Genomic DNA, 25,485 nt, shown 5'->3' on the forward strand with positions numbered 1-25,485 from the left:
AACGGTTTCTTTCCTGCCTCGGCCCGGAGCGACAGCGGTTTGCCCGCTCGCGCCCCAGCACCGCCGGCATGGCCCCCCGTACCCGGACGGTCGCGCTCGTCGCCGCCGGGGGGTTTGCGGGGGCGATCGCGCGCTGGCTGCTTGCCGTCGCGCTCCCGAAGCTGGGCGGCACGCTCGCAGCTAACGTCCTCGGCGCGTTCGCGCTGGGCGCCGTCGTCGCGGTGGACGCGAACGACCGACTCCCGACCGCGCCGCGGGCCGTGATCGCGACGGGGTTTCTCTCCTCCTTTACGACCTACTCGACGTTCGCGGTGGAGTCGGCGACAGTGGGGTCGCCCGCACTCCTGATCGGGAACGTGCTCGCGACCTACGCGCTGGGGTTCGCCGCCGCGGCGGTCGGCCTCGCGATCGGGCGACGGATCGTCGACGGCGACGAGATGGGGGGTGGGACGGCGTGATCGCGCCCGCGCCGCTACTCGTCGGCCTCGGCGGCGCCGTCGGCGCGACGCTACGCTACGCGGTCGGGCGCGCGCTGGCCGACGCTGACACGCCGTTCCCGGCGGCGACGCTCGCGGTCAACGGGGTCGGCACGTTCGCGCTCGGCCTGCTCACGTTCGCCGGCGCGGGGGAGGCGGCGCTGCTCCTGTTCGGCACGGGCGTCTGCGGCGCGTTCACGACGTTCTCCTCGTTCTCGGTCGAGACGGTTCGGGCGTGGGAGTCGGGGAAGCGCGGGCTCGCGGTCGCGTACGCGTTCGGGACGCTGCTGCTCGCGGGCGCGGCGCTTGCTGCGGCGGCACTGCTTGTCGGGTGAGGGGAACGTTCTTCGCTCATGCGAGCCGAAGCTGCCGTATGGACCGGGATACCGCCGTCCGCGTGGTACTGGGCCTCCTGATCGTGCTGGGCGGCGCCGGCATCATCGTCGCCACCGCGACCGGCAGGGACGCCTACCTCAGCGCGGGCGCCGCCGTCGTCTGTCTGCTGAGCGCCGCAGCGATGGCCTACACGAACCACGCCGGGGAGCCCTGACTGCCTAAATATCGACCGCAAACGGCGCGTGCTCGCCCGCCCGCTCGGCCATGGCGGCACAGAGATCCGCCACGGCGTCCAGGTCCTCCACGTCCACCACCTCGACCGGCGTGTGCATGTAGCGGTTCGGGATACCGACGTTCAGCGACGGCACGCCGCCTTTCTGCGTGAACACGCCGTCGGCGTCGGTGCCGGTACGGCTCCCCGCGGCCTGTAGCTGGTAGTCCACGTCCTCGTCGTCGCCCGACTCGCGGGCGAGTTCGACGAGGTTCGGGTGGTTCGCGCTGCCCCGGCCCACGACCGGCCCCTCGCTGAGCTCGACCGGGCCGCGCGCGCTGCCGGCCACGTCCGGGTTGTCGGTCGCGTGAGTCACGTCGACGGCGACGTAGGCGTCGGGATCCACGTCGAAGCCGACCATCTGCGCGCCGTTCAGGCCGACCTCCTCCTGGACCGTCGAGACGGCGTAGACGGTCGCGTCGGCGCCGGACTCGGCCGCGCGGCGTAGCGCCTCGGCGGCGACCCACGTCCCGGCACGGTTGTCCACGCCGCGGGCCGCGATGCGGCCGTTCGCGAGCTCCTCCACTTCGGAGGAGAACGTCACCGGATCGCCGACCGAGAGCAGTTCCTCGGCGTCGTCCTCGTCCTCGGCGCCCACGTCGACGAACTGCTCGCTGATGTCCTCGTACTCCTCGTCGCCCTTACGCAGGTGGATCGCGGTCTGCCCGATCACGCCGCGTACCGGCCCGTCGTCGGCGTGGACCGTGACGTGCTGCCCCTTCGACACCGTGCGGTCCGAACCGCCGACGCGACTGATCCGGAGGTAGCCGTCGTCGAGGATGTCCCGGACGATGAACCCGATCTCGTCGGCGTGGCCGCCCACGGCGAACTCGGTGTCGACGGCGGGATCGCCCTCGTGAACCGCGACCGCGTTGCCGTACGCGTCGGTCTCGACGCGGTCGGCGAACTCGGAGACGTAGTCGACCCAGACTCGCTGGCCGCGCGTCTCGAACCCGGAGGGGCTCGGGGTGGTGAGCAGTTCGTCGAGGAACGCCCGCTGGCTGTCGTCCATAGCCCAGGCGTCGGAGCCGAGCCAAATGAGTCCGACGATAGGCGCGGTCGACGCCGGCTCTGACGCCCTGTCAGCTCCCGCGACGGGCGCGGAAACGTGTCGCTCGGATCGGAATTTTCGCCAACCGTTAAGGTCCGGCGAGCCGAAACCGGGCGTATGCGCCCCGACCGAAACTCCCTCCAATCGGTCACGGGCGCGGCCGCCGCCACGGTCGCGTTCCTCGTGACCCGGTTCGCCGAGACCGGGAGCTCGGCGCTCGAACTGCTCCGTCGCGTCGTCGCCCGCGTTCGCGGCCTGCTGAAACGCGGGAAACGACGCGCGGTCGAACTCCTCGCCGGCCCGGGCAAGCGGTTCGTGACCGGCCCCCTTCGAGCGGCGCTGCTCGGCCGCGAGACGCGTCGGTCGCTCGGCGCCCTGCTGTCGGCGCCGGTGCTCGCCCTCGCCGTCGCGTGGTGGGTCGGCTCGACGGTGGGGTACGCGACGCTCGTCGCGTGGGTTCGCGGGACGTGGTTCGGCACCGCCCCCTCGCTCGCGGTGTTCGCCGCCGTCGCCGCGTTGCTCCTGCTGGCGACCGCCAGCGCGGCGGTCAACTCCGGGCTGCTCCCGACGACGCTGCTCGTGAGCGCGCCGATATTCGGCGCCGCCGTCACCCGGTACGGCACGACCGTCACGTACGCCTGGGGTGCCGAGGTCGTCTCGCTCCCGAACGCTGTCGGTACCGCGACGGCTATCGGGCTCGGGTTCGGCGTGCCGATCGCCGTCGCCGGCTTCCTCCTCGGGAGCGTGCTCCGCCGCTCGGCGACGACGCTCCGGATCCGCGGCGCCGCCGAGAGCGCGTAGATACGCCCCAAACGGCTTTGCCCACGCCGCCCCAACGGACGTGTATGTCCGACAAGCAGTTCACGTTCTTCGAGTTCCACTTCCACGACGGCTTCCAGCTCGGCCCGCGCAGCCTCGGCGACGCCGACGAGCTCGGCGAATCGAGCGACGAGCCGACGACCGCCGAGGAGTCGAGTGAGAGTTCCGGTCCGAGCCTCCTCGGCCCGCTGCTGGGGGTGGGCGTCCTCGCCGGGCTCGCCTACGCCGTCCGGAAGCTGCTCGCCGGCGTCGATCCGGAGGGGCTGGACGCGCTGGACGACATCGAAGAGGAGGTACAGGCCGCCACCGACGATCTCGAGGCCGACGAGGAGTCGGTCCCGATCGAGATCACCAGCCCCGACGAGGAGGCGGACGGGAGCCTCCTCCGTCTACTCGCCGGCGCGGCCGTGCTGCTGGTGCTGTTCGCGCTCGGCGCGAAGAAGCTGCTGCGCGGGAGCGAGGAGATCGTCGTCGAGGAGTAAACAACCCCACCCTACTCGCTCACGGCGTCGCCGTTCGCTTCGTTGGGGGTTCCGTTAGCCTGCATCCGATGACCTTCATATGATCATTCACTGGGCGATACATTTTTACACTGATAATCAGAAGAACTGTTTGCGACGTTCGACCTCGCCCGAACGTGGCTGTGTCAGAGGCAGCTTCCGCCCATCTATAATATTTCTGACGGTTTGCTCCGCTGGCGCCGGTATTTTTGGTGTGAGGCTTCTCGCGATTACGTACGTATAGACAGCGACGCCGATAATCGGGACGATCGAGATGAACATCAGCAAGGCCATTGACTGATCGATATATCATATTTATTATTAATATAACTATGTGTATTGGTATCGATGACATTTTCTTCTCCCCCCATATCAGAAAATGGATATGAATATGCTCTCCTGACCGGCAGAGTTGGCCCCCGTCGCTACTCGTTATTGTTGTACCGCTCAATGATAATCAATACGTGCTGGAGTGTCACCTGTTCTCCGCCAGTATTTGGAACGGCCTCGCCGGAGTTGTAGTACTCAATAGTGGTCAATAATTCGGCGAAACTAACCTCGCCGTCAGTGCCAGTGAGGGCGTCGATTACGTCCTTCGTTTCGGCAGTAGCAGTCACCTCGACGGCGGTAGTTCCTCCATTCTGATCAGCTGTCTCGATGACAACTTCGAGCGTGCCTGAACCCGCCTCAATCCCTTCAACGGTGAACGTCGAAGTCGCCTCTGCGTCGTTCATCAGCGTGCCAATTTGGGCATTTTCCGGCGATACTGCAAGGAACGATGGCGGCGACAGCGAGACGGTGACATCACTGGCTGTCGCATCACCGATATTGCGGACGGTTATCTCAACCTGCTTTGTCGAACCTGCCGCGAGTGTCTCGGGGACTGCCGCGCCGGGGTTAACCGCGGTGATCTTCGGTGGAGTCGTTGTCTCGTCGGCGAGCTGCTCGCCGGCCTTGTTGACCCAGTTCCGGAGGCTCCATATCGTCGAGACCGAGAGAATCGGTTCGGCTGTCGCCCGCGTCGCGCATCTCTGAGAACGTGTCGATCGAGGCGGCCAGTGTCGGTGACACGAGGGCCTCACGAAACTTATCGCCCTTCCCCCCACACTCGGATCATGGTGCCGGCGTCGGTGTCGACTACGTCGCGAGGCGTCACGTCGAGATACTCACCCGAGTGGAGCCCACAGCGGGGACCAAAGTCGAATGCGATCCGCTTTTCGATTAGGTCCGCCGCCGCGAGGAACGTTTCAGACGTACTCTCGTGGATTGGAGTGACAGTATCTTAGAAGGGGAGTGCCCAAAAGGGTGGATATCTCCCACACCAGCGCCGCCGTAGCAGCAATGCAAGGGCAATACTACGGTCAAGGCGCCATTCTGAGACTATAGTTAAGAAGCAATCAATCTTCTGCTTACAAAAGGGACAAGGCGAGTGGCAGACCGGTATAACGGTCAGGATCGTTAGTCATCGGGGCGATCCTCGGCTGTAAGGACATTCTCGAGTGTGAGGTCCTCAGGAATGGCGTCGACAATCGCTACACGATGCACATCGCTCGGTGGGCGAACGCCTCGTTCCCAGCTGCCGACCGTCGCCCGTGTCACACCGACCACCTCGGCAAACTCTTTTCGACTCTCCTGGCGCGTCTCACGAATCAATCGGATCCCAGCCGGAGGAAGTTCAGGAGCGATATCAGGCATAGTGTACTGACATCCTCCACGGATAAGTTAGATTTTGTGGAGCGAGAAGTGCACTCGAGACCGCGATGCAGCTGGGCATTCAGCTCCATCTGCCGAACTCTTACTTTCGGATGCCACATCAATTCTCGATAGGGTCACATGCTGTCGGTCCAGCGTCCACAACTAGGAAGAAAATGAAGTTTGATTGAATACGGGTCAATTCTGCTCTGAACGGTGAGGCTATCGTCTCGAATGGTCCGTAATCCTGATTGGGGTGAGTCTGTTCTTTCCGGCAAATGAGCTCAACTGGTTCTATTCCACCCGAAAGACAAGTGCTAGAGTACATTGAAGACCAACTCAGTGCAGGACAAACATTTGCTAAGAGTCGGCATATTGCTGGTAAGGTTGAGATCTCGGCAAAGCAGGTAGGGGCAGTAATGAGCTCAATCGAAGATTCCGAGTCTAGCCTTCAGGTGCAAAAATGGGGCGGCTCCTCAGATGGGACAACATGGTACATCGAACGTGTTGAGCAAGACTGACCGGTGACGGGATGACGACGACCTGATTAAAATTTCGGTAGAATATTAGAGATCCACTTTACGGGCCTTTTTAAAGTACTTGGATAGGTCGGTTGTAAAGATTATATATTGACCAGAATCCTTATTGATCCCCTTGTGATCTAATAAGTTTGTCGTTAGATAAAGACGTGAACGATTCCCGCGAGCCAGATCTCGTTCGTCAGTGGTCCGTGTCTCGTCGGAAGTTCGCAAGTACTATCGCCAGTGTCGGTACTCCAATTACTCTCACTGACTGTGGGAGTAATGGAGGGGAACTGAAGCACCGACTGTATCTGCCTCCCCAACAACCACAAAGGCTCCCACAGATACAGTTGCAGGAACCGAACCAAACGATGGGAAATCTGATATAGAAACAGCTATCTCCGGGACATCAACCAATGGACTGGATGAGGTGACTGCTGTTGAACCAACAGATGGCGTGCTTGACACCGTAGGTAAGTACAAGTATGTGATGGAAAATGCTGATATGTGTATAAGTCAACAAATTAGTTGACCATAAGTCACATATATGCAGATATTTGGTGATTACCTCGTATTCCGAGCTATTGAGTATGAGTATACTATGCCGTTCCTTATCGCTACAGATGAAGGGGAGGAAACAGCAAACGGATGGTCATTCACAGGAACATTTGGTGGAACTCAGACAATTGATGGTCACGAAGTGATTGTCGTTGAAGACGCCACAGTTACCGCTCTGAGCTCTGAGTGGAAATTCCCTAAGTTCTCCCCATTCATCATCGCCTCACACAACGAACAGACCTAACAGCCAACGCTCCCCGAAGTCCCCATCTTGGGTGTGCCAGCCACACAAACACGTCTTACCTTTGTATTCGCGTAGATGAGCGAATCGATAAAACTTCCATCCCTGAAGTTTCTTGTCCTCCCAACCCACGAATTGCCGTCCCCGTCTTCGCGGAGTCACTAAGGTCGCCAACGGCGATCTTCTCCACACCCTCTTCAACAACCACTCATCGAGATATCTCGAAATTCTGAAAAGTGACATTTTCGCCGGGGGAGTACCGGATGAACAGCAGTCGCTACTCGGTATAGCGTTCGAAAGAAATGAAGGCGGAAGACCGGCGTGAGCCGGTAGTTAGTTACTGGGAGTCGCGAGAGTTAGTTACTCTCGGCGACCGGCCAGCAGCGCAGCGGCGAGCAGGGCGACCAGCGCGACAGCGACGCCGAAGCCGGGCGTCGTCGTCGTGGTGGTCTCCGTGTCGGGCTGCTCAGTCTCCGTGTCCGGAGCCTCGGTCTCCGTCTCCGGAGCCTCGGTGGCCGTGGCCGTTGCCGTGGCCGTCTCAGTAGCCGTCGCGGTTGCCGTCGCGGTCTCCGTACCAACGCTCTCGACAACCTCGCCGTCGACCTGCGTCAGCTCACTGCCCGCTTTCCGCACGCTCACAGTGAACGTGTCGCCAGTGGACTGATCGCTGAAGTCGAACGTCGCTTCGAAGTTACCGTCAGCACCAACCGTGACGGTGTCCGTGTGGTAGAAGCCCGGCTGCGTGTCAACCGAGCGCACACGGATCGTCAGTTCCGTACCGGGTGCCTGGTTCGTCTGGCCTGCGATCGTCTGGCCTTCAGCTGCCTCGACCTGAACAGGCTCACTAGCGAACGAAGTCGACGTCGACTCGACCTCGAAGGTGGCACTCACGGACTCGTGATCGTCATCGCTCGTGGAGCCCAGGAGACGGTCGTCAGCAACCGTGAAGGTTGCCTCGAACTCGTCGCCACTTGCAAGGTCGACATCGTCGCCGTTACGCTCGAACTCAGCGCTGTCGAGGTCGACGAGGACGTAGTAGGTCCCGTCGCCACTGATCACGTCGATCGCGTTAAGCGAACTCGTGACGTTCAGCGTCTTCGGATCGCGGTTCTGGATCTGGTTCGTCTGCTCGACCGTGAGGCCGAGGCTGCCCGATTCGATGGCATCCGCAAAGCCACCGTCGGCAGCGATCAGACCCTCAATCCCCGTCGCGGAGATCTCGTGGATCGCGTAGTCACCCATCGTGATGGAGCTGTCCTCCGTGACAGCACCAGCGTCGACGAGTGCCGACACGTCGGCGGCGGTAACCGCACCGTCCTCGTTCGCGTCGAGGTCAGCGTTACCAGGCGCCGTCCACATGGTCATCCCGTCAGTCGAACGCTCGCTGATGAACAGGGTGCTCAGCTGCTGCGGCTCGTCCAGCGTCTGAGCCGCGGAGCCCGCCGTACTCACGGCAAGCGTGTAGTCACCCTGTGCTGCGAGCGCGCTCAGCTCCGACTCACCGGTCAGAGTCGCGCTGTCGTCCTCACCAGCAGCGCTGACGATCGCACTGTCGTCCGCGTCAGCGTTGCCCGCAAGGTACGTGTTGAACTGGACAGTCACCTGTCCATCGTCGTCACCGTCAGTGAAGGAGACGTTCGCCTGGTAACCGTCCTGGCTCTCGTCACCGATGACGAGCGTCCCACTCGAGGCAGCACCGGTGAGATCAACCGTGATCTCTGCGACGCTCCCCTGCGGGGCGTTCAGCGAACCGGTGTGGTTGAACGAAGCGGAACCTTCGCTGGTGTCACTGACCTCGATATCGGCCGACGCCGTCGCGGTCGTGTCAGTCACAGCGAAGTCGAAGGTGTAGTTACCAGCGTCAATGTCAGCGAAGCTGACATCGTACTCGGTGCCATCACCGATGTTCTCGACAACAACACCGTCGCCGGACGCGTCGCCGTCAGCGTCGACGTCAGTGTTCTCAACACCGAAGATGGAAGCGAGCTCGTCGTCGTCAAGGTCCTCGGACATCACGATGACGCCGAAGTCCTCGGCACCGCGGTTGTCGGACTCGAACTCGACCGTCGTGTCGCCAGCCGCACCGATATTGCCGATCTCGTCAGTTGCGAACGACGCGGAGAAGTCCTGAACGATGACCTCGAAGGTGAGGTCAGCGGAGTTCGGCCCGTCGTTCGTGATGTAGTAGCTACCCGTGTCGAGCCCGCCCGTGTCGATGACGATCAGCCCGTTGTCCTGAACGCTCAGGGTTCGCTCGGGCGAGTTGTCGTCGTCAGGCGAGCCGCTGCGGAGGACGTACTGGTCAGCACCAGCGTCGTCCGTCGTGTCGAAGACGACATCCTCACCGGAGAAGACGATCGCACCGTCGGAGGTCTCCTCAGGCGCGTCGTCTTCCGGCGGCTCCGGCGTCGGCGTCGGCGTGCCGTCGTCAGCACTGGTTTCGATGGTGTCGCTGCCGAGGTCAGCCTCGGTACCCTCACTGGATGCGGTGCCAGTGATCGTGTACGACGCGCCCGCGGAGTCTTCCGTTGTGACCGTGTAGGTCACGACGACTTCCGCGTTCGCCTCAACATCCTGGAGCGTGACGACAGCACCGGTGCTGTCGGCTGCCCCGACAACCGGGCTGACTTCCTCACCATTGACGGTGACGCCCTGGAAGGTTGCGGACTGGACTTCGGGACTGAACGATTCGGAAACCGTCAGTGCTCCGCCGTCACCGTCCATGTTGACTGTTGTCGTTACCGTTACCTCTCCACCAGGACTCACTTCCGAGTCACTGATAGTACGATCGCCACTGGCGACGCCTGCAGCCGCTGTACCCGCAAACGCAGCGGATACGGCGACCACTGAAGTCACCATTAGCACAGCCATCAATAGGCTGCGCATCTTCTTTCTATTGTTTGTCATTTGTTGTGTGGTTGAGTTGTTGGTTAGCTCGAGTACGCGGTTGCAACTTGGCTGAGTTCGGTAAGCGAGATCTGGCCGTTAGAGTAGTCAGTTGCTGCACTGCTGAGCTCCGTCAGGCTGATCTCGCCGTTGTTGTCCGTGTCGTACTCATCAACGATACCACCATTGCTGCTGGAGTTGGACTGGACCGTGAGGTCTCCAGACACGGAGCCAGCATCCGTCACGATCGCGTGAGTGTAGTCACCGGTCTCCGACGGTGCGGTGACGTCGAACGTCACGGTCGTCGTTTCGCCCGCATCGAGCGTGACGTTCTGCGTCGCGACGGTCGTTCCGTTGACCTGGAAGCTCACTGCCTGCGTGTCGGCCACGCTAGCGTCGTTGGTCACCTGTGCGGAGACCTGGAGCGACGCACCGGGCTCGACAGTCGCGCTGGCAGGCGAGAGGTTCCCCACAGTGAAGATACCCGAAGCCGTGAAGTTCGAGACAACGATGTCACGCGTGTTCGTCCCGGGCTGAAGGTCCGAGATAGTCGCGAACCCGGTCTCGCCACCGACAGTGACGTTGACCCGGTAGCGGTTGTTCGTCTCGACGTCCGAGAACACGTAGGTCCCGGCCTGGGAGACAGGCTGCTCAGCGATCTGCTCGAAGGCACCGCTCGACGCGTTGAACTCGAGCAGGTTGACCGTCGCGGCACCCGCCTCCTCGAAGAAGATCGGGTTCCGGTTCTGGTCACGGACCTGGCCAGTGATCGAGCCGACACCGAACGTCTCGATAGTGACGGTGTCGTTGTACAGAGCACCTTCACTGTTCTCGATCTCTGCCGTGATCGTCGTTGTCCCCTGAGCCTCAGACGACTGGAACGTCGTCAGAGCAGGGCTCATGTTGGTCGTGAGCGGGTCATCGCCCACGGTACCAATGGTCGAATCAGTCTGGGTGAAGTTGATGTCCACGTCGTCGACCAGGTTCGACTCCTGGATCGGCGTGAACTCACTGTCAGGCTGCGTCGTGGTCTTGACCTCGACCGTCACCTGCAGGTCACGCTCGTCCGTCGTGGGCATCTCGATACTGTCGTTCGCGTAGTTCCCGTTCTCGTCCTCGGCGGCGAGCGTCACGCGGTAGTCGAGCGTGACATCCACCGGAGTGAGGACGAAGTCGTGGTTCTCGGTCGTCGCCTCGGGCCCTGAAGTCTGCTCACCGTCAGAGGCCGCAACGAAGCGGTTAACCGAGGTATCAGTCAGGTTCTCCCGGTTGTAACCTTCCGCAAGCACATACACCGTGACGTCGGTGTCGTTGCCCGCGAGACCGGGGATGGCGTACCGACCATCATCGTTCGTCGTGTCGACGAGGAACGAACCGTCGTCGCCAACGAACGTGTTGTTCGTGAACTCGAGCGACTGGTTAGTCTGGGAATCGTAGACTGCCCAGACGGTCGCTCCGGAGACAGGTTCGCCGTCAGTGTCAACCACTTCGCCAGTGATCGACTCTTCGCCTTCGAGAACGTACTGCACGCTCGCGTCACGGTCCTCGAGGTTGGTCTCCGCGTTGCTCGCGTTGATACCGACGTTGGTCAGCGGATTCGCGAGAGTATCACGGCTCGCGTTGTCCGCCGTAACGGTTACCGTACCGTAGGATTCGCTGTAACCGTCGCCGTCGACGTCACCGCGCTCGGACGTCGTCACCGTCGTCGACGTGTTGATCGCATCGTTGTCGATGAAGTCACCGACGTTCGCGTCAGTGCCGTTGAACTCAAGGGCAACATCCAGAGTGAACGACGACCCGTCAATCGGAGTGCCAGATGTTTCGACACTCGAGTTCTCGACGATGACGGCGTACGTCGCCGTGTTGTCGGATTCGCCGTTACCCAGGAGTGTGCTCGAGTTACCGACGATGCTGCCGTCCTCGATCTGCTGAACCTCGAGGCTGTCAGCAGCGAGGTTGAATTCGAGCGTCACCGGGAAGTCGACGGTCTCCTGCGTCCCAACGAACTGGGTCTGGGAGTACGTCGTGTAGCCGAAGCGCTCGACGTTAACAGTGTAGTTCTGGCCGGGCGCAACGCGGACACGGCTCGGGTCGAAGGACCCGTCAGCATCCGTGCTGAGGGTCGCGACCGTAGCGCCGGTGTCAGCGTTGACGATTTCGACCTGTGCGTTCTCGATGGGGTCACCATTCGCGTCTTCGACCTGACCGCCAATGAACGAAGACTGAGTGGTGAGGTTCTGAGTGCCAGCAGTGTCGTACGGTGACGCTCCGCTGAAGCTACTGCCGTCGTCAGCGAAGATCTCGACACCGGCGTCGATGGTTTCGTTGCCATCGACGACCGAGCTACCGGCGAGCTGCGCGTAGACTTCGACGGCCGTCACGGTGCCGCTGTCGGCAGCGGTGCCGTTGAAGTCGACAGTAACGCCGCTCTGGTCGTACGACGTGGACTGTTCCGCGACCACGCTGCTACCGTTGAATGCGACGACCCGAACATCAGTGATGTCGTCAGCCGACAGATTCGCGGCATCGCCGCCGTAACTCGCGTTAACGGTGACGTTGTCCACTGTTCCGGCCTGACCACTGAAGTCAAGGTCGGCGATTAGCGTGTTTTCGTTCGCGAGTGCACTAGTCGAGGAGGTTTCGTCCCCCCCGAAGCTGCCAGCAGCGTAGCTGCCAGCAGCGGGTGCGCCGGATGCACCGGCACTGATGTCGAACGTATCCTCGAAGGACTCGAAGGTCTGACCCTCAGTCGTCCCCTCAAGAGAGAGGTTTGCGTTGTACGTCCCGACAGAACCGGGGTTTCCAACGTTTGCAACCTCCAGCGTAACCGTGTCGCCATCAACAAGGTTACGCGAGTTGCTCATCTCGATACTGAGGTTGCCGTTCTCGACTACAGCCTCAGTGTAGCCGTCCTGATACTCGACACCATTGATCGACAGATTCAGATCGCTGGTGCCGACGTTGCTGAGGTCAGCACCCGAGGCGTTGAAAGTCAGGTGCTGCAGAGTTTGGCCACTTGTCAATTCTACATCGCCAGTTGCTGTGTACGTCGTCGTGGCATCAGCCGAACTGTCGGCCGGGCTGATGCTGACGTTGTTAGCTGCCGCAGCTGTCCCTGCGAACGCGACGGTGCCTCCGACGACGGAGAACACCATCAACGCTGTTAGGAACAGCGCGCGGACTTTTTCATTTGCGTTTGTCATGTTTTTTCTAGGTTCTTATTACGTCAGTCGGTAACAACGGCCGCTCCAATTTCGGGCCCAGTTAACTGGCCCGAATGTCCTGGAGCTACTGGCTGTCACCATGGGTAGGGGCATTCATAGCCAGTTTCCCTCGTTATAAATGTCTTGTGGTGAATCATGGATTGTGTCACCTACCCACAAGCAGGAATGATACCGCAGTCTTGCGGTTATGATTCTCATCATGTCCAGGATGGTGCTTCGGCTATCAACATAAATGAACTCAACAGATCGCTCCGCCAGTGGTCAGGCCAAGTAACTCTAAGTGTGAGGGAAAAATCCGACCAGTATAGTAGGCCCAACTGATCTAGAGCCTGAGTACATGATTGAGCAGCGGATAGAAATGTAGGTCCTGGCAGTGGGTCGCGAACAATAACGTGAGAAGGAGCCAAGATAACGGAGAATTACGGGAGGATCTACACGCCCGAGAGATACGGTAATACAATTGAATTGTCCATCAAGAACGTCATCGAAATGTGAAATAATAGAAATTATTGGTTAGTCAATATAATACAGAGCCGGTGTGGCGGGTATTAACCAACAGAAGCCGTGCCAGAACGACCAATTGTCGGTTAAGGTCGACGTGAGCCGTATGGTCGGCGACATCCTAGTAGTAACCAAAGTAAAGGTGATTTCTTCATAAGAACCTCTTCAAGATATCCCGGAATACCAAGGATACCGGCCATTCGACGGCGCTTCCATCGTCTCCAGCACATCCAGGTCTTTGACCACTAAGATGTCGCACCCTCGAGTATAGTAGTTCGAGAGTTTGTGGAGGAAGTTATCACGGTTTCGTCGGAATCAGCATAACCCCTCTCGAGTATCCGTGCAGAGCCAGACGGCTGATCGCGCACCATTAACGTCATATCGGATGCCCTATACCTACTTCCAAATGGATCCCGAAGTGGCTGCCGATCAAGCCGGTGACGTGATCGACGAACTGAGCGCGGCGGTTGTCACCGACCGCACGTTCCTCGAAACGGTGATGACTGGCGTGCTTGCCGGGGGCCACGTGCTGCTCGAGGACGTCCCAGGCACGGGAAAGACGCTTGCCGCCCGCAGTCTCGCCGATGCGCTAAATCTCTCTTTTACACGGATCCAGTTCACCCCGGACCTCCTGCCGGCAGACATCACCGGCTCCAACGTGTTCGACGAGGGTTCGGGCAATTTTCAGTTCGCGGAGGGCCCGATCTTCGCGAACGTGGTGCTAGCCGACGAGATCAACCGCGCGCCGCCGAAAACACAGGCTGCGCTGCTAGAGGCAATGGGTGAGGGGCAGGTCTCCGTCGACGGCGAAACCCACCAGCTTCCGGACCCCTTTATCGTCATCGCGACGCAGAACCCTGTTGAGCAGGAAGGGACCTTCGGCCTGCCCGAGGCCCAGCGCGACCGCTTCATTGTGAAGACATCGATGGGTTACCCCGACTTCGACGGCGAGATGGAGCTCATCGACCGCCGTGCGGGCCGCACCGAGTCGGTGCCCAGCGTCTCAGCGGTTGCCGACACAGCAACGGTTCGCGACCTCCGGGCGGTGCCGGAGACAGTCACTGCCGAGCAGAACGTCCGAGAGTATCTCGTGAAACTTGGGCGAGCGACCCGGGAGCACCGCCACGTCTCTGTCGGCGTCTCGCCCCGCGGGATCCAGCATCTGTTCGAGGCAAGCCGTGCCTACGCGACGTTGCAGGGCCGTACGTATCTCGTGCCAGACGACGTAAAGCGGATCGTCGACGACGTGTTCCCCCATCGGCTCGTACTGACTGCGGAGGCCGAGATCGAAGGTATCGACGCCGCTGACGTGCTGGAAGACGTGAAGGGGCAGATTCCCGTGCCCACGATGGAAGCCTAGCGGGCGAGCACCAGACTCGCAAGCAACGCCACGCCGACCGCCGCGATTAGCGCTACTGCGGCCGCGGACTCGGTGGCGATGGCCACGGGGGTCATCGAGACGGCTGCGAGCCCGAACGCGGCGGTGACCGCACCGATCAGTGCGGCAGTGAGCACGCGCACGAACTGCACTGGGAGCGACGGTGCCCGGCGCCCAACGTCTCGGCCAAGACTAACGCCGAAGCGGCCGAGGTCCCAGACGACAACGGCGCCGACCAGCGCACCAAGCGACGCCGGCAGCGGTGCGCCGAGTGCCGCCCCGAACCCACCGGCTCCGAGCAGGCCGGCACTCGCGAGTGCATGACCGCTGTGACGCCCCGGTACTACTTGGAACAGCATCCCCAGGCGGAGCATTGCCAGCGATAATGCGGCCGTGATCCCACCCAGCGCGACGAGTCCCAGTGCAACGACCTCACCGGTGTAGTACTCGATTACGCTGTCGACTTGCTGGAGCACTACCTCGCCGACTCTTCCGGGGAGCGCAGTCTCTAAACGTCCCAACAGCGTGTTCAGGATCAGATCATGACCCATCCAGCCGACGGCCAACGCGAGGGCGGTGCCGGCGACGATCGCGATCTTCCCGAGATGCTTTCGGATGCCGGCGTGATAGAGCCGTCGGATCAGGCGGACCAACACGACGACGATGACACTGACGACCAGCAGTCTCGTTGCTAGCCAGCGCAGGAACGGTGCACGTGTGAGGCCGTCAAGCAGATCGACCACGATCGGCGGGAGCATCACCCAAAGCTCGACGTAGGACGGTCCGAGCAGGATGCGCGCGCCGATGAGCAGAATCCCGATTATGACGCCGATGGTGGTGCGCCCGAGCGTCGACTGGAGCTGTTCGAACCTCTTGATCGCGGCATCGTCATCGCCGGCGCGATCGTCGAGCAGTTCCGCGACCGGGAGCGCCGCCAACGCAGCCCGCAGTGCGAGTAGTGCCAGCGAGGCGAGCAGCAGAAAGCTCCCGAGCGGTGGGACTGCCGTCGCGTCGGGGATCAGTTCTGGTATCCTCTCAGGCAGCGGGAGGTCGGCGAACGGCTCCATCTCCTCCCTCTGCCGGACGGTGTTCCCGATCAGCGTAGCCGCCACCGCGAGCAGCCCCACTGTGCTCAGCAGCGTACTCCATGTGGCTGCACTCACGCTGTCGCGGTCGGCGGCGTCATTTGGGATCGCCACCGCGCCGAATCCAGCGAGTACGACGCTCACCCCGACGAACACTGTTCCCTGTGGTGCGAAGCCGGCCAACTGGGCGATTAGCGTGTAGCCCAGCCCCGCGAACAGCAGGCCGCCGGCCAGCGGGCCGACGGCGACGCCCAGGAGCGTGCCGAGAGCGGCGGGGCGTGCCCGGCTGGCTAGCCAGACGACGACCGCGATACCGGCGCCGCCAACCGTCGCGACCGCCAGTGAGTCCACCACACCCAGTGCGTCCGCCAGCAGCCAGCATGCGACAGCGACGATCGCCACCGCAAGCGTCGAGCCAGCACGCGGCGGTCGCCAGTTCGTCTCGGACACTGTCGTCACGGCCTCCTCGTCGTTAGTCTCGGCTGCCATCACCGGCCACCCCCATTGATTGCCGCGGCCACCGCCGAGAGCGACCGCTCGGCAGGCCAGTCGATCACGCGCTCGCAGACGCCGCGGGCCTCCCGGAGCCGAATCTCCCGCCGAGCACCGTGGAGGCGGCCGCCAGCGCTTGCCTCGCCGGTCGGATCTGGTGAGAGCAGTGTCGGTTCGTTGCCGACTACTGCGGCCCGCTTCGCGTACGATAGTGGTGCCCGGTCGACAAGCGGCGAGACGATCAGTAACTCCGCACGCTCGGGGAACTGTGCGATCAGCTCCGAGACGTCGCGGCGGTCCAGCTCGGATTCGTTCACGGCGAGCGAGGTGAGCGCAGTATTGGCTGCGGTGCGGCGGGCAGCCACATCGGCGGCGGCCGAGAACACTGCGTCGGCGGCGTGCTGACCTGTTTCGGTGCCGGCGTTCTCGACCCAGAGTGCGTTGCCGGCCTCCTGGATGGACATTTCGACGGCGGCGGCGTCGACGCCAAGCACGGCGAGCGAGACGCGGTGGCCTAGCCCGCGGTAGTGCTCGACGGCCGCCTCAGCGGCGTAAGCGGCGTACTCAGCGCCGGTCGGATGGGTCGGTGCGAAGGATCGGCGAGTCTCGGAGCGCACGTCAAGCAGTACGATTTCCCGGGCTGCGCGTTCCTGTCTGAACTCCGTGGTAACTAGATCGCCGGTTTTGGCGTACTGCCGCCAATTCACTCGGTTCTGGGCGTCGCCTGGACGGTACTCCCGCGTGGAGTGGAACTCCAGCCCTTCGCCACCTTGATCGCTCTGGGTCACCCCGGTCCGGAGCTTCGTCGCCTGATCCAGCCCGTCGAGGGCCGCCGGATCAGTGCAGTTGACGGAGTCCGCACCGCTGACGGTCGCCGAAAGTGTCGCGGTGTCAGTGCCCAACAGCGAGCGCGCGACCAGCCGTGCATCGCCGAACCCGAAGTCCCCGCGCTTGGCGATCACAGTGTAGGAGAACGAGCCGGTAGAGCCGGGCCGCAGCGCCAGCGATGCCCGGGCCGACCCGTCAGTAAGGGCCAATTCCTTGGGAACGCTATCGACGATCCGGAGGTCCGTCACCACCGAGTCGCCGGTGTTGGTGACCGATACCGTCACCTCGACGGGATCGCCGGGAGTTAGCCGCCGGTCATCGACGGTGCGCTCCACGTCGATCGAGAGGTCTGCAGGCAGTGTTGATAGCGCGGCGTACCCTACGTAGACGAATGGGATCGCGGCGCCGGCGACCAGCGTCGCTTCGGCGTAGAACAGTCCCAGACCAAGCAGGAAGAAGCCACCGACGAGCCAGACGCTCCAGGGGCCGATGCGACGCACGCGGCGTAGAAGCGTCAGTATAGAGCTAGTCGATTCTGCCGCTCCAGCTGTCCCAGTCTCGCTCGGTGTCGCGTCATCGCCGGACTGGGATGGGGTCGGCTGGCCGGTCGTGTCCTGTTCTTCGCGCGATCGCTGCGTTGCGTCACTCATCTGTCTCCTCCTCGATCGGTGTTCGCGTGGCGGCGTCGGGGGCGGTTGCGAGCGTGGCGACGGCGTCGATGCCGCGAACGAGACGTCGCCGGCCTTCGGCGGCCTCGTCAAGCCACCCCCGCAGCCGAGCGAGCAGTGGTACCGGGGCGGCGTCGCCCAGGAACCCTGCCGCGAGGTCGTCATCGGTCCACGCACCCTGTTCGATCCGACGGCGGGCCGCTTCGGGGCTTTCGCCTGCGGTCTGGAGTGCCGAAACGGCAGTCTCTCGAAGATCATTGCGGTACTGACGGGCATCGTCAAGCGACTCAACGCCGTCGAGTGCCTCGTCGGCAGCGTAGCCCGTGACGGTCGCCGGGTCGACGTTAACGGACTCCGGGAGTCGCTCGTCGTCGCCGACGAGAACTGGGTCCGCCTCGCCGGTCGTACCTGAGAGCTTCCGGATCGCGACGATTAGCAGTGCCATGGCGGCGATGGCGCCGACCGCCGTGTTCAGTAGCTGGTCCGTGTCGTACTCCGAAATCTGGTCGTAGATGGGTGTCAGCACGTCTTCGGCCGGAGCGAGCAGTTCGGGCGCGAGCAGCAGCGCGGCTGCGACGCCAAGCAGGGCCAGCAAGGTGAGTGTGAGTAGCCCGCGTCGGAGCAGGCCGAGTACACTCACGCGGCATCACCTCCGGATTCGTCACCGTCATCTGCTGCCTGTTCGGAGTTAATCGACTCCATGGCCTCCTCGGCGACTTCCTGTCGCGTGGTGGGATCAGCGCTGTCGTAGGTGACTTCCCGGTAGGCGTCCCGTAGGCGCGTGACCGGGCCGGCAGGAAGGTTGGCATCCTCCACCGCGTATCGGGCAATTTCGCCCGGCGTCAGGGTGCGTACCTGTCGGAGTGGGAGGATACTGAGGAACCGCTGCCACGCCTGACGGATCCGCTCACGGGCGGCCACGGTCTCGGGGTCCGCTTCAGTCGTGTCGTCGACGCTTGATGCAGCTCCCGCCGTCGGTTCTCCGCCCCGAAGGTTTCGGAGCCACGCGAGCAGGTGTTTCGGGAGTGACTGGATAGCCACGACAGTTGCGGTGGCCCACGCAGTGAGGGAGGTGATGATGATCTGTGCAACTTCGCCCGGGGTCTTGGTGCGCTTCCGGAGGGCCTGTGCGAGTTTGACGAGTCGGTCTATGGCGTTCGAGAGTGCCACAATCACTGCTTCGACGCCGCGACTCAGGGCATCGGCCAGTGAGACGACCGTGACCAGGATCAGTTGGTAGCCCCGTCTGATGCTCCACCGCGCCCGCGCGAACAAGCCACGGGGAGTGATCCCGCGGTAGTACGCGATCCCGAACACTGCGCCGACGCCGGCTAATACACCTCCGACAACTTGTGCCAACGTGCTGAATAGCCCCTTGACGTCGACCGACGCGCGCTGACCGTGCGCGCTCACGGCGAGCGTGACCGAGTCGGTGGGGGGCAGCCGCCCGACTGCGGAGCCGTCGATGCCAGTGGTACCGACGGCCTCGCCGTCGATCGAGACGGTGGCGTTGGGGAGCGCTTCGTCACCGAGGGTGGCGTTGAGCGTTACCGGCGCAAACGGGATCGTTGCGGGCCAGCCCACGCTGTAGTTGAGTTCGAGCGAGCGGATCGTGACGGTCTCGGAGCCTTCGACGCTGCCGCGGCTAACAGCGTACTCGTACTCCCCCGGATCGTTGGGAAGTCGGAACTCGAAGCGGCCTTGGGCGTCGGTACGGCCGATCTGATCGCCGTTCAGCGTTACATTGCCGTCGCGAACGGGCACATCGTCGATGGTTGCGACCAGCGTCACCCGGGCGTCACTGCGCACCTCGCCGACGAGCGAAATGGAGGCGTTGGTGTTGAGCGTGAATGTGGTGTTCTCGCTAGTCTGGACCGCGTAGCCGTCGACGGCTCGCGGCGCGTCACCTGGGGGCGGCAGCACGCCCGCAGTGTCGGTCCGTACTGTCACGTCCAACTGTGCGGTGTATGGTACTCTGGTGACGACGGTCCCCTCGTCGTCGGTCCGGCCGACAGGCTCACCGTTGAACAGCACTTCGGCGCCGACAACTGGCTCACCTTCGCGCAGCACGGTCACCTCGACAGTGGCACCGGGGACGGCGGTCCTGTTGAGCGTCACGTTCAGTGGCGGTTCACTCTCGGTGGGCGTCGCGGTGGGTCTCGGCGTGGGCGTGGAGCTGTCTGTCGGGGTTGGTGTTGGGGTCCGTGTGGGGGTTGGCGTTGGGGTGGATGTCGAGGCCAATGTCCCCGTTCCAGTCGGCGTTCCAGTAACCGTCCCAGTCACGGTCCCCGTTCCAGTCCCGGTTCCAGTTCCCGTTCCCGTGCCTGTGCCAGTGGTCGTCTCGGTAGTCGTTGACTCAAGCGCCTCGTTCTCGGCAGACTGGCGTGCCGAGCTCGGGGTTGGATCGAAGCGGACCCAGCCGATCTCGGGGAAGTACACTTCAACCCACGCGTGTGCGTGCATCCCTCGGACGGTGTACTCGTTGGGGCCGGTCTGTTCGCCCGTCGCGTAGCCCACGACGTAGCGTGCGGGGATACCCTGTGAGCGCAGCATCGTCGTCATCGCGGTAGCGAAGTACTCGCAGTAGCCCTGATCCATCTCGAACACGAACTGCGAGGTGATCGTGCCGTTCTCGCGATCGTGGCTCGCGTTCAGTGAGTACTCTTTGTTCGACTCCAGCCACGACTCGATCTGGGTTGCCGTCTCGTAGGGAGTCTCCGCTTCGGTGGTGAGTTCGGTCGTGAACGCGGCGACCTGCTGGGTGTCGTTGCCGGCGGGAAGGTCGGTATAGGTCGACTCCACCTCGTTAGGGTAGTCCTCGCCGGCCGAGCGAAGCAGGCCGGGATCGTCTGGCGGCGCTACGGACTCGCCGACGTAGGTCGTGTCAGCCGGCATTGGCTCCTGACTCGAGATCGATCGCCCCGGCTCCAACTGGAGTACATCGCTCTCGAGGGAGAGTGACTGCGGCCGCCAGACGGTCGGCAGCGCCGTCGCCGACTTGGCGAGCGTCACCTCATAGCTGATCCGCTCGCCTGCGGCACCCTCGACAGGGGTAGTCCCGTCGAACGGCTGGGCGTCGCCAGTACGCTCCCACCCCTGACCGGTGTAGCGGTCGAACGAGCCGGTACGCCAGTAGCTGGGTTGCTCACTCCTGACGACGAAGTGGACTTCCTGGTTCAGGCTGTTGTAAGCATTCGACGCGGTCGAGCCTTGGCTGCTTCCAGCATTCATCTGGCTGTCCGCCGATAGTGCGCCAAGCCCGCCCGACGCTGGACTCGTGGCGCCGCCATCTTCCCCGCCCAGCGGCTGGCCAAGGTTGAACTGTGCTGCAGGCGCTCCACCGCCGCCGACGAACAGCGGCAGCGCCACGCTGGCGAGCACGACTGCGGCGACACAGACCAACGTCAACAGGACGCGCCACCACCGGCGGTCGCCTCCGAGTTCGACGGCTCCCTTGTCGTCGCTCACGTGTTTCGTTTTCTACCTTTAGCCCGGGGATCATGAATGATGCGATAGGGATAACACCGTCTATTCGGGCGTTTGTCGCCAGCTCCACGCGACCGACTGTTCGCTTCGAGAAACGATAGAATTTCTCGCTTCTGTCGAATCCCATCATTTCTGCTTCATTTACAGTGCAACAACCGGTATACAGGACCTCTTACTCATCGGGCGGGTCTACCGGCGGTCCGGATACTGACTTCCGATGCTTCCACTCACACGCATGTCCACGCCCCTCACGCTCGCCGGCGTTGATGCCACAACCTTACTTCGCTTCGATCGAGATGTCGTCTGACGCACACTGAGGACAGTGTGACCACCGATCGGTGTTTTTGCCCTTTCCGGTCCTGATAGGGAGAACATCAGTTTTTGCCATACAGTCGAGACACGTGATCCGGACCGCATCAGTGACGCTGTAAGGCATATCCAGGAGTGGTTGCTGGACTCAGAAAAGCACATAGGTGGTGACATCCCCCAAAGCGTCGACACACTTCATGATCGCCGGCGTCGACGACGCAACCTTACATCGGCTCGATCGAGATATCCTCCGATCCACAGCGGGGGCAGTGCGACCACCGTTCAGGATCCTTGCAGTTGCCGGATTGGACAGGATCGACATCAGTTTTCGCCGTACAGTGGAGGCACGTGATCCGCACAGCGTCGGTAACGGTGGACGCCATATCGAGGAGTGATTCTTCGACACCGGAAAAGCGTACGGGTGCTCACGTTCCCAATCGCTCGGACGATACCGCCGTTGAGTGACCGGACAAGTTGTATCTCGGGATCGTCGGGATCGCTTATTGCGTCCAGCGCCGGAGTGCGAGCGCGGCTGTCAACAGCAACAGGACAAACATGACGTCGACACCGTCGATGCTAGCGACCTGGAGCGATTGCGTAGTGGGGCCGATCGTGGTCACGGTAAGCGTACCTTCCGACGAACAGTCGGCGACAACATCGCCGCTGTTGTATAACTCGATCACGCGGAGCAGCTCCGGAAACTCGACCTCGACGCCGCTGATCGAGCCGTTGCTGTTGTACGCATCGATCACCGTCAGGAGATCGCGGAACCCGATCTCACAATCCGCACCGGGGACCGGGGGCGCTGCTGACGTTTCTGTCTGCGTAGTGGTGGTCGTTACGGCCGTGGATGGTGCGAAGGCGGCCAAGAGCACCAACACCGCAACGGCCCATACGCGAGAACCCACCATACGTGTCATTTAATTTTGGTTCGTGAAGAAGAGTGCTCCGGCCGCGGCGATTAAGGCAGAAGTGAGCCATGAAGCCCGAGTACTCTCCCCCACCATCGACGACTGCGTACACCTGCAATATAGGTCAGTCCGCCAAACAGCGGGAACGTGACCAGCATGTCGGACCCGTCAAGTATCCCGGTCGGCGTACTCGAGGTAGCCCTGCAGGAGTTCCTGCCTGTCGAACCCATCGTGGGTCGGTTCGCTCTCGGGGTCGGTTCCGAAGGTCACAACGAACTCGTCGAGGCTGACCCGTTCGACGCGTGCAGCCTTGTATGCGATGCCGCCCAAGTGGTAGGTGCGCTGACACTCCCGCCCGCCGTCGTGGTCGATGTCGCCACCGGCGTCGCGGACGGTCGCCAACGCGATCGTCTCTGCGTCTTCGGGGAGTTCCCAGTTAGTCCATTGGAAGCGCGATGCTAGGTAAGTGTGCGTTGTGGTTGGCATTGGTTTTGGGTTCATTGCAGCCGGATGCGTAACGGTGCTTTGCATTGGCAGCGGTGTGGCCGCAAGGTGGTGGAGCTGGCTAGGTACGGCTGGCAGGGTTAGTATATCGACACTATCCCCGTGAGAGAATCAGACGAACCTTTATCCAGTTGAAGAGATCGACGGATTATACTCACTTCGGAAGGTTTCGAACTGAGTGGATAGATAGCTAGACTGGAACCACTTCCGCAGTCCTCACGTTCCCGATCTGAATGTCGGCCGTCGTACCCAGTTCGATGTAAATGGCCACCAGCGATTCCGAACGTTACGGGGGACCAATACCACTACCTCCGGCGCCGCTATCCAGTCCGTTCCATGTGGTTCGAGTGTGTCACAAAGGCAGGTGGGCGATCGGGGGCATGAGCAGCCGCTTTGGGAGCTCACTCTGGAAGGCGTCCGGCCAAGGGCCGGACGATGGATCCTCGTTACAGTTGGCGCTAGAAGCGTTTCCCAAGCGCCATCCGGTTGTTGTGAATCGAGCCGTATGAGCTTTCTGGCCCTGTCTTCTACCCAAGCTCGCTCGAGACAGCGACTGTTGGGCACCGGGCAGGTGGTGTCGTGGAGTGTCACGAATGTGGGCTGGACGACAACACGGACAAGACCGGTACGCTGAATACCGGTAAACAAGCCTTGGGCAAGTTCTGGAAACCGCTGTCTGAGGCGGGAGCTGTACTGGTACAGCCCGAAGCGGAGGTCATCGTCCAGCGTGACGACGAACCTGCGAACCTCGCGCTACTCGTGGATGCAACTCTTAGTGGGGAAGCCCCACGGCATTAGCTATGTGAGATGGCAGACACACGATGAAGCTGAGGAACGTATCCAGACTCTAAGACACTGAGGAGGAATTTACAAACGAATTCAGGGATACCTTGGAACTGCATTGCCTTACACTGGACATCCCCCCGTCCCGGTTTACACTCGACACACCCCCGACCCTTAGCCCATCTTCGGGTGCAGTACCTCATTGACGACTTCACCGATTCGGTCATCGTCGCCAAGGTTTTCGATCACGGGTTCAACTTTGACCTCAAGCTCGTACTGGTTCGTCTGCCCAAGGCCCTGCCCTCGGCCGCTCGTATTCTCCGAGAGGATGCTGGAATCGGCAAGATCATTCAGTTTGTCTCGAAATCGACGTTCGGAAATCGCGTTCGTGTCGATATGCCCGCAGAACGTTTGATAGAGGTCGAGGAGATTCTTCATTTCGGCCACTTCATTACCGGTGATGGTTGCGTGGGTGAAGGTCAACAGTGCGAACGCGCGCTGAAGTGAAAGGGACTGAATATCCTTATCGACGGCGGCCTATTCGAGAAGTCGACCAGTCATGGAGGGCCATTGATTTGGTACCCTGTCGGCCCCCCCTCTCCGACCTACTCGGTCGCTAGGCTCACGCCTCGAGATCGGAGGATCCACCTGGCATGACGCTGAGGGGCGAAGCTTTTGCCCGCCGCCCGCCGAGTGGGGGTATGGATCTCTTCCGCAGCGTCGGCGCCGTGGCTTCGGCCTCCGGCGACGGCGTCGTCGACTGGACGGCCGTCTCCGAGGCCGCCAAATCCGGGACCGACCCCGGCTCGCTCGACCTCTCGGCGGCCGAGCGCGAGGGGTACGCGACCGACGTGCGCGACGCCCGCGACCGCATCCGCGAGGTCGGCGGCCTCGCGTTCGACGTGCCCGAGACGGTGTCGCTCCAGAACCGCCACCACTGGATCGACGCCAACGTCGACACGTTCCGGCGGCTGATCGAGCCGATGGCCGACGAGTTCGACCAGCCGCTGTTCCCCGGCGCCTCCCGCGTCGTCAACACGGGCTCGATGTCGTTCTCGCTGGCGTTCCTCGGTCGACACGTGCTCGGGCAGTACGACCCCCTCCTGCTGGCGGAGGCTGATAGCGGTCCGACCCACGAACTCTACTTCGTCCACCCGAACATCGAACGCACCGCCGAAGAGCTGAACGTCGGCTTCCCGCGGTTCCGGCGCTGGATCGCGTTCCACGAGGTGACCCACGCCGCGGAGTTCGGCGCCGCCGAGTGGCTGCCCGAGTATCTCGAGTCGCGAATGCGCGACACCGTCACCGAACTCGCCGCCGGCGGGCTGAACCGCGAGGCGTTCGCCGAACTCGACGCCGCGATGACCGCCGTCGAGGGGTACGCCGAACTGCTGATGGATCGCGCGTTCGACGAGGAGTACGACGACCTGCGTCGGAAGATCGACGCCCGGCGCGGCGGCGGCGGGCCGGTCGATCAGCTGATCCGGCGGCTGCTCGGGCTGGGACTCAAACGCCGGCAGTACGAGCGCGGCGCGGAGTTCTTCACCGCCGTCGCCGACACGGCGGGGCTGGAGACCGCCGGGAAAGTGTGGGACCGCCCGGAGAACCTCCCGACGGACGCGGAACTCGACGACCCCGAGCGCTGGCTCGCCCGGATCGCGTAGCTACCACTCCCGCTCGGACATGTCCGGCGTGTCGGGCATCACGTCCCGGAGGTTCCGGACGACGAACCACGTCACGACGGCGCCGACGGCGAGCCCCGCGACGCCCGCCAGCAGCGCGAACTGGAGCCCCGCGCCGGCCTGAATCGAGACGAACACCCCGGAGAGACCGATGAGCAGCACGAACCCGAGCTGTAGCGGCAGCGAGCCGTAGCCGTCGCGGTCGCTCCTGTTCATGCCCGGGTGGAGGGGCGACGTGGGCTTGAACGCGACGGTTACGTATCGCCGCGGTGACTGCCCGTCG

The 25,485-nt window shown here is 62.4% G+C and carries 22 protein-coding genes and 1 pseudogene; 9 read left to right on the forward strand and 14 right to left on the reverse strand.

Going from position 1 to position 25,485, the window contains the following annotated elements:
• Positions 1–68 precede the first annotated feature (68 nt).
• From ACQUSM_RS12225 to ACQUSM_RS12235, 3 genes are read left to right on the forward strand one after another with little or no spacing between them, the layout of a single operon-like run.
• Positions 69–458, forward strand: coding sequence for a fluoride efflux transporter FluC (locus ACQUSM_RS12225; RefSeq protein WP_435118939.1), 390 nt, complete (start codon positions 69–71; stop codon positions 456–458).
• Complete coding sequence (gene crcB / locus ACQUSM_RS12230) at positions 458–811, forward strand: fluoride efflux transporter CrcB (RefSeq protein ID WP_435119708.1); 354 nt, start codon at positions 458–460, stop codon at positions 809–811. The genes ACQUSM_RS12225 and crcB overlap by 1 nt, the downstream gene beginning before the upstream one ends.
• 38 nt (positions 812–849) lie before the next feature.
• On the forward strand, positions 850–1,026 hold the full coding sequence (locus ACQUSM_RS12235; protein WP_435118941.1) for a hypothetical protein: 177 nt from the start codon (positions 850–852) through the stop codon (positions 1,024–1,026).
• A gap of 4 nt (positions 1,027–1,030) precedes the next feature.
• Here the strand turns inward: ACQUSM_RS12235 and ACQUSM_RS12240 are convergent, their stop codons facing one another.
• On the reverse strand, positions 1,031–2,095 hold the full coding sequence (locus tag ACQUSM_RS12240) for a M20/M25/M40 family metallo-hydrolase (RefSeq protein ID WP_435118943.1): 1,065 nt from the start codon (positions 2,093–2,095) through the stop codon (positions 1,031–1,033).
• Between the two features lie 156 nt (positions 2,096–2,251).
• Here ACQUSM_RS12240 and ACQUSM_RS12245 point away from each other — a divergent pair, with 156 nt between their 5' ends.
• Both ACQUSM_RS12245 and ACQUSM_RS12250 read left to right on the forward strand, forming a co-directional pair.
• Positions 2,252–2,935, forward strand: a complete 684-nt coding sequence (locus ACQUSM_RS12245) for a hypothetical protein (protein ID WP_435118945.1) — start codon at positions 2,252–2,254, stop codon at positions 2,933–2,935.
• Between the two features lie 44 nt (positions 2,936–2,979).
• The gene (locus ACQUSM_RS12250) at positions 2,980–3,435 is read left to right on the forward strand and encodes a hypothetical protein (RefSeq protein ID WP_435118947.1); all 456 of its coding nucleotides are present in this window, start codon (positions 2,980–2,982) and stop codon (positions 3,433–3,435) included.
• A gap of 443 nt (positions 3,436–3,878) precedes the next feature.
• Here ACQUSM_RS12250 and ACQUSM_RS12255 read toward each other — a convergent pair whose 3' ends face one another.
• Entirely contained in the window at positions 3,879–4,535 is a 657-nt protein-coding gene (locus ACQUSM_RS12255) for a CARDB domain-containing protein (protein WP_435118949.1), read from the reverse strand.
• Positions 4,536–4,911: 376 nt separating this feature from the next.
• Positions 4,912–5,148, reverse strand: a complete 237-nt coding sequence (locus tag ACQUSM_RS12260) for a helix-turn-helix transcriptional regulator (RefSeq protein ID WP_435118951.1) — start codon at positions 5,146–5,148, stop codon at positions 4,912–4,914.
• Between the two features lie 275 nt (positions 5,149–5,423).
• Between ACQUSM_RS12260 and ACQUSM_RS12265 the strand changes: the two genes are divergently transcribed.
• The gene (locus ACQUSM_RS12265) at positions 5,424–5,666 is read left to right on the forward strand and encodes a DUF7123 family protein (RefSeq protein ID WP_435118953.1); all 243 of its coding nucleotides are present in this window, start codon (positions 5,424–5,426) and stop codon (positions 5,664–5,666) included.
• A 601-nt stretch (positions 5,667–6,267) separates the two neighbouring features.
• Positions 6,268–6,468: a hypothetical protein gene (locus ACQUSM_RS12270; protein WP_435118955.1), complete on the forward strand. Its 201-nt coding sequence runs from the start codon at positions 6,268–6,270 to the stop codon at positions 6,466–6,468.
• A 357-nt stretch (positions 6,469–6,825) separates the two neighbouring features.
• On the opposite strand, the gene ACQUSM_RS12275 is transcribed toward ACQUSM_RS12270, so the two are convergent.
• The 3 genes and pseudogenes from ACQUSM_RS12275 to ACQUSM_RS12285 form a co-directional block, all read right to left on the reverse strand.
• On the reverse strand, positions 6,826–9,189 hold the full coding sequence (locus ACQUSM_RS12275; protein ID WP_435119710.1) for a BGTF surface domain-containing protein: 2,364 nt from the start codon (positions 9,187–9,189) through the stop codon (positions 6,826–6,828).
• A 93-nt stretch (positions 9,190–9,282) separates the two neighbouring features.
• Positions 9,283–9,372 (reverse strand): annotated as a pseudogene (locus ACQUSM_RS12280) (surface glycoprotein); the annotation flags it as partial.
• A 23-nt stretch (positions 9,373–9,395) separates the two neighbouring features.
• Positions 9,396–12,554: a carboxypeptidase regulatory-like domain-containing protein gene (locus ACQUSM_RS12285; protein ID WP_435118957.1), complete on the reverse strand. Its 3,159-nt coding sequence runs from the start codon at positions 12,552–12,554 to the stop codon at positions 9,396–9,398.
• Positions 12,555–13,482: 928 nt separating this feature from the next.
• Between ACQUSM_RS12285 and ACQUSM_RS12290 the strand changes: the two genes are divergently transcribed.
• On the forward strand, positions 13,483–14,436 hold the full coding sequence (locus tag ACQUSM_RS12290; RefSeq protein WP_435118959.1) for an AAA family ATPase: 954 nt from the start codon (positions 13,483–13,485) through the stop codon (positions 14,434–14,436).
• Here ACQUSM_RS12290 and ACQUSM_RS12295 read toward each other — a convergent pair.
• The 7 genes from ACQUSM_RS12295 to ACQUSM_RS12325 form a co-directional block, all read right to left on the reverse strand.
• Entirely contained in the window at positions 14,433–16,028 is a 1,596-nt protein-coding gene (locus tag ACQUSM_RS12295; RefSeq protein WP_435118961.1) for a DUF7519 family protein, read from the reverse strand. The two genes, ACQUSM_RS12290 and ACQUSM_RS12295, sit on opposite strands and share 4 nt — an antisense overlap.
• On the reverse strand, positions 16,028–17,509 hold the full coding sequence (locus ACQUSM_RS12300; protein WP_435118963.1) for a DUF58 domain-containing protein: 1,482 nt from the start codon (positions 17,507–17,509) through the stop codon (positions 16,028–16,030). Before ACQUSM_RS12300 ends, ACQUSM_RS12295 begins: the two co-directional genes overlap by 1 nt.
• Complete coding sequence (locus ACQUSM_RS12305) at positions 17,502–18,167, reverse strand: DUF7269 family protein (protein WP_435118965.1); 666 nt, start codon at positions 18,165–18,167, stop codon at positions 17,502–17,504. Before ACQUSM_RS12305 ends, ACQUSM_RS12300 begins: the two co-directional genes overlap by 8 nt.
• Positions 18,164–20,995: a transglutaminase TgpA family protein gene (locus ACQUSM_RS12310; RefSeq protein ID WP_435118967.1), complete on the reverse strand. Its 2,832-nt coding sequence runs from the start codon at positions 20,993–20,995 to the stop codon at positions 18,164–18,166. The genes ACQUSM_RS12305 and ACQUSM_RS12310 overlap by 4 nt, the downstream gene beginning before the upstream one ends.
• A gap of 827 nt (positions 20,996–21,822) precedes the next feature.
• The gene (locus ACQUSM_RS12315) at positions 21,823–22,233 is read right to left on the reverse strand and encodes a hypothetical protein (RefSeq protein WP_435118969.1); all 411 of its coding nucleotides are present in this window, start codon (positions 22,231–22,233) and stop codon (positions 21,823–21,825) included.
• Between the two features lie 168 nt (positions 22,234–22,401).
• Positions 22,402–22,719, reverse strand: a complete 318-nt coding sequence (locus tag ACQUSM_RS12320; protein WP_435118971.1) for a hypothetical protein — start codon at positions 22,717–22,719, stop codon at positions 22,402–22,404.
• Between the two features lie 975 nt (positions 22,720–23,694).
• A complete protein-coding gene (locus tag ACQUSM_RS12325; protein ID WP_435118973.1) occupies positions 23,695–24,003 on the reverse strand; it encodes a hypothetical protein in 309 nt (102 codons plus the stop codon).
• Between the two features lie 218 nt (positions 24,004–24,221).
• Between ACQUSM_RS12325 and ACQUSM_RS12330 the strand changes: the two genes are divergently transcribed.
• Positions 24,222–25,184, forward strand: a complete 963-nt coding sequence (locus tag ACQUSM_RS12330) for a zinc-dependent metalloprotease (RefSeq protein ID WP_435118975.1) — start codon at positions 24,222–24,224, stop codon at positions 25,182–25,184.
• Here the strand turns inward: ACQUSM_RS12330 and ACQUSM_RS12335 are convergent, their stop codons facing one another.
• Positions 25,185–25,418: a hypothetical protein gene (locus ACQUSM_RS12335; protein WP_435118977.1), complete on the reverse strand. Its 234-nt coding sequence runs from the start codon at positions 25,416–25,418 to the stop codon at positions 25,185–25,187.
• Between the last annotated feature and the right edge of the window lie 67 nt (positions 25,419–25,485).

Origin of the sequence: Halolamina sp. C58, from assembly GCF_051195095.1 — an archaeon.
Lineage (GTDB): Archaea > Halobacteriota > Halobacteria > Halobacteriales > Haloferacaceae > Halolamina.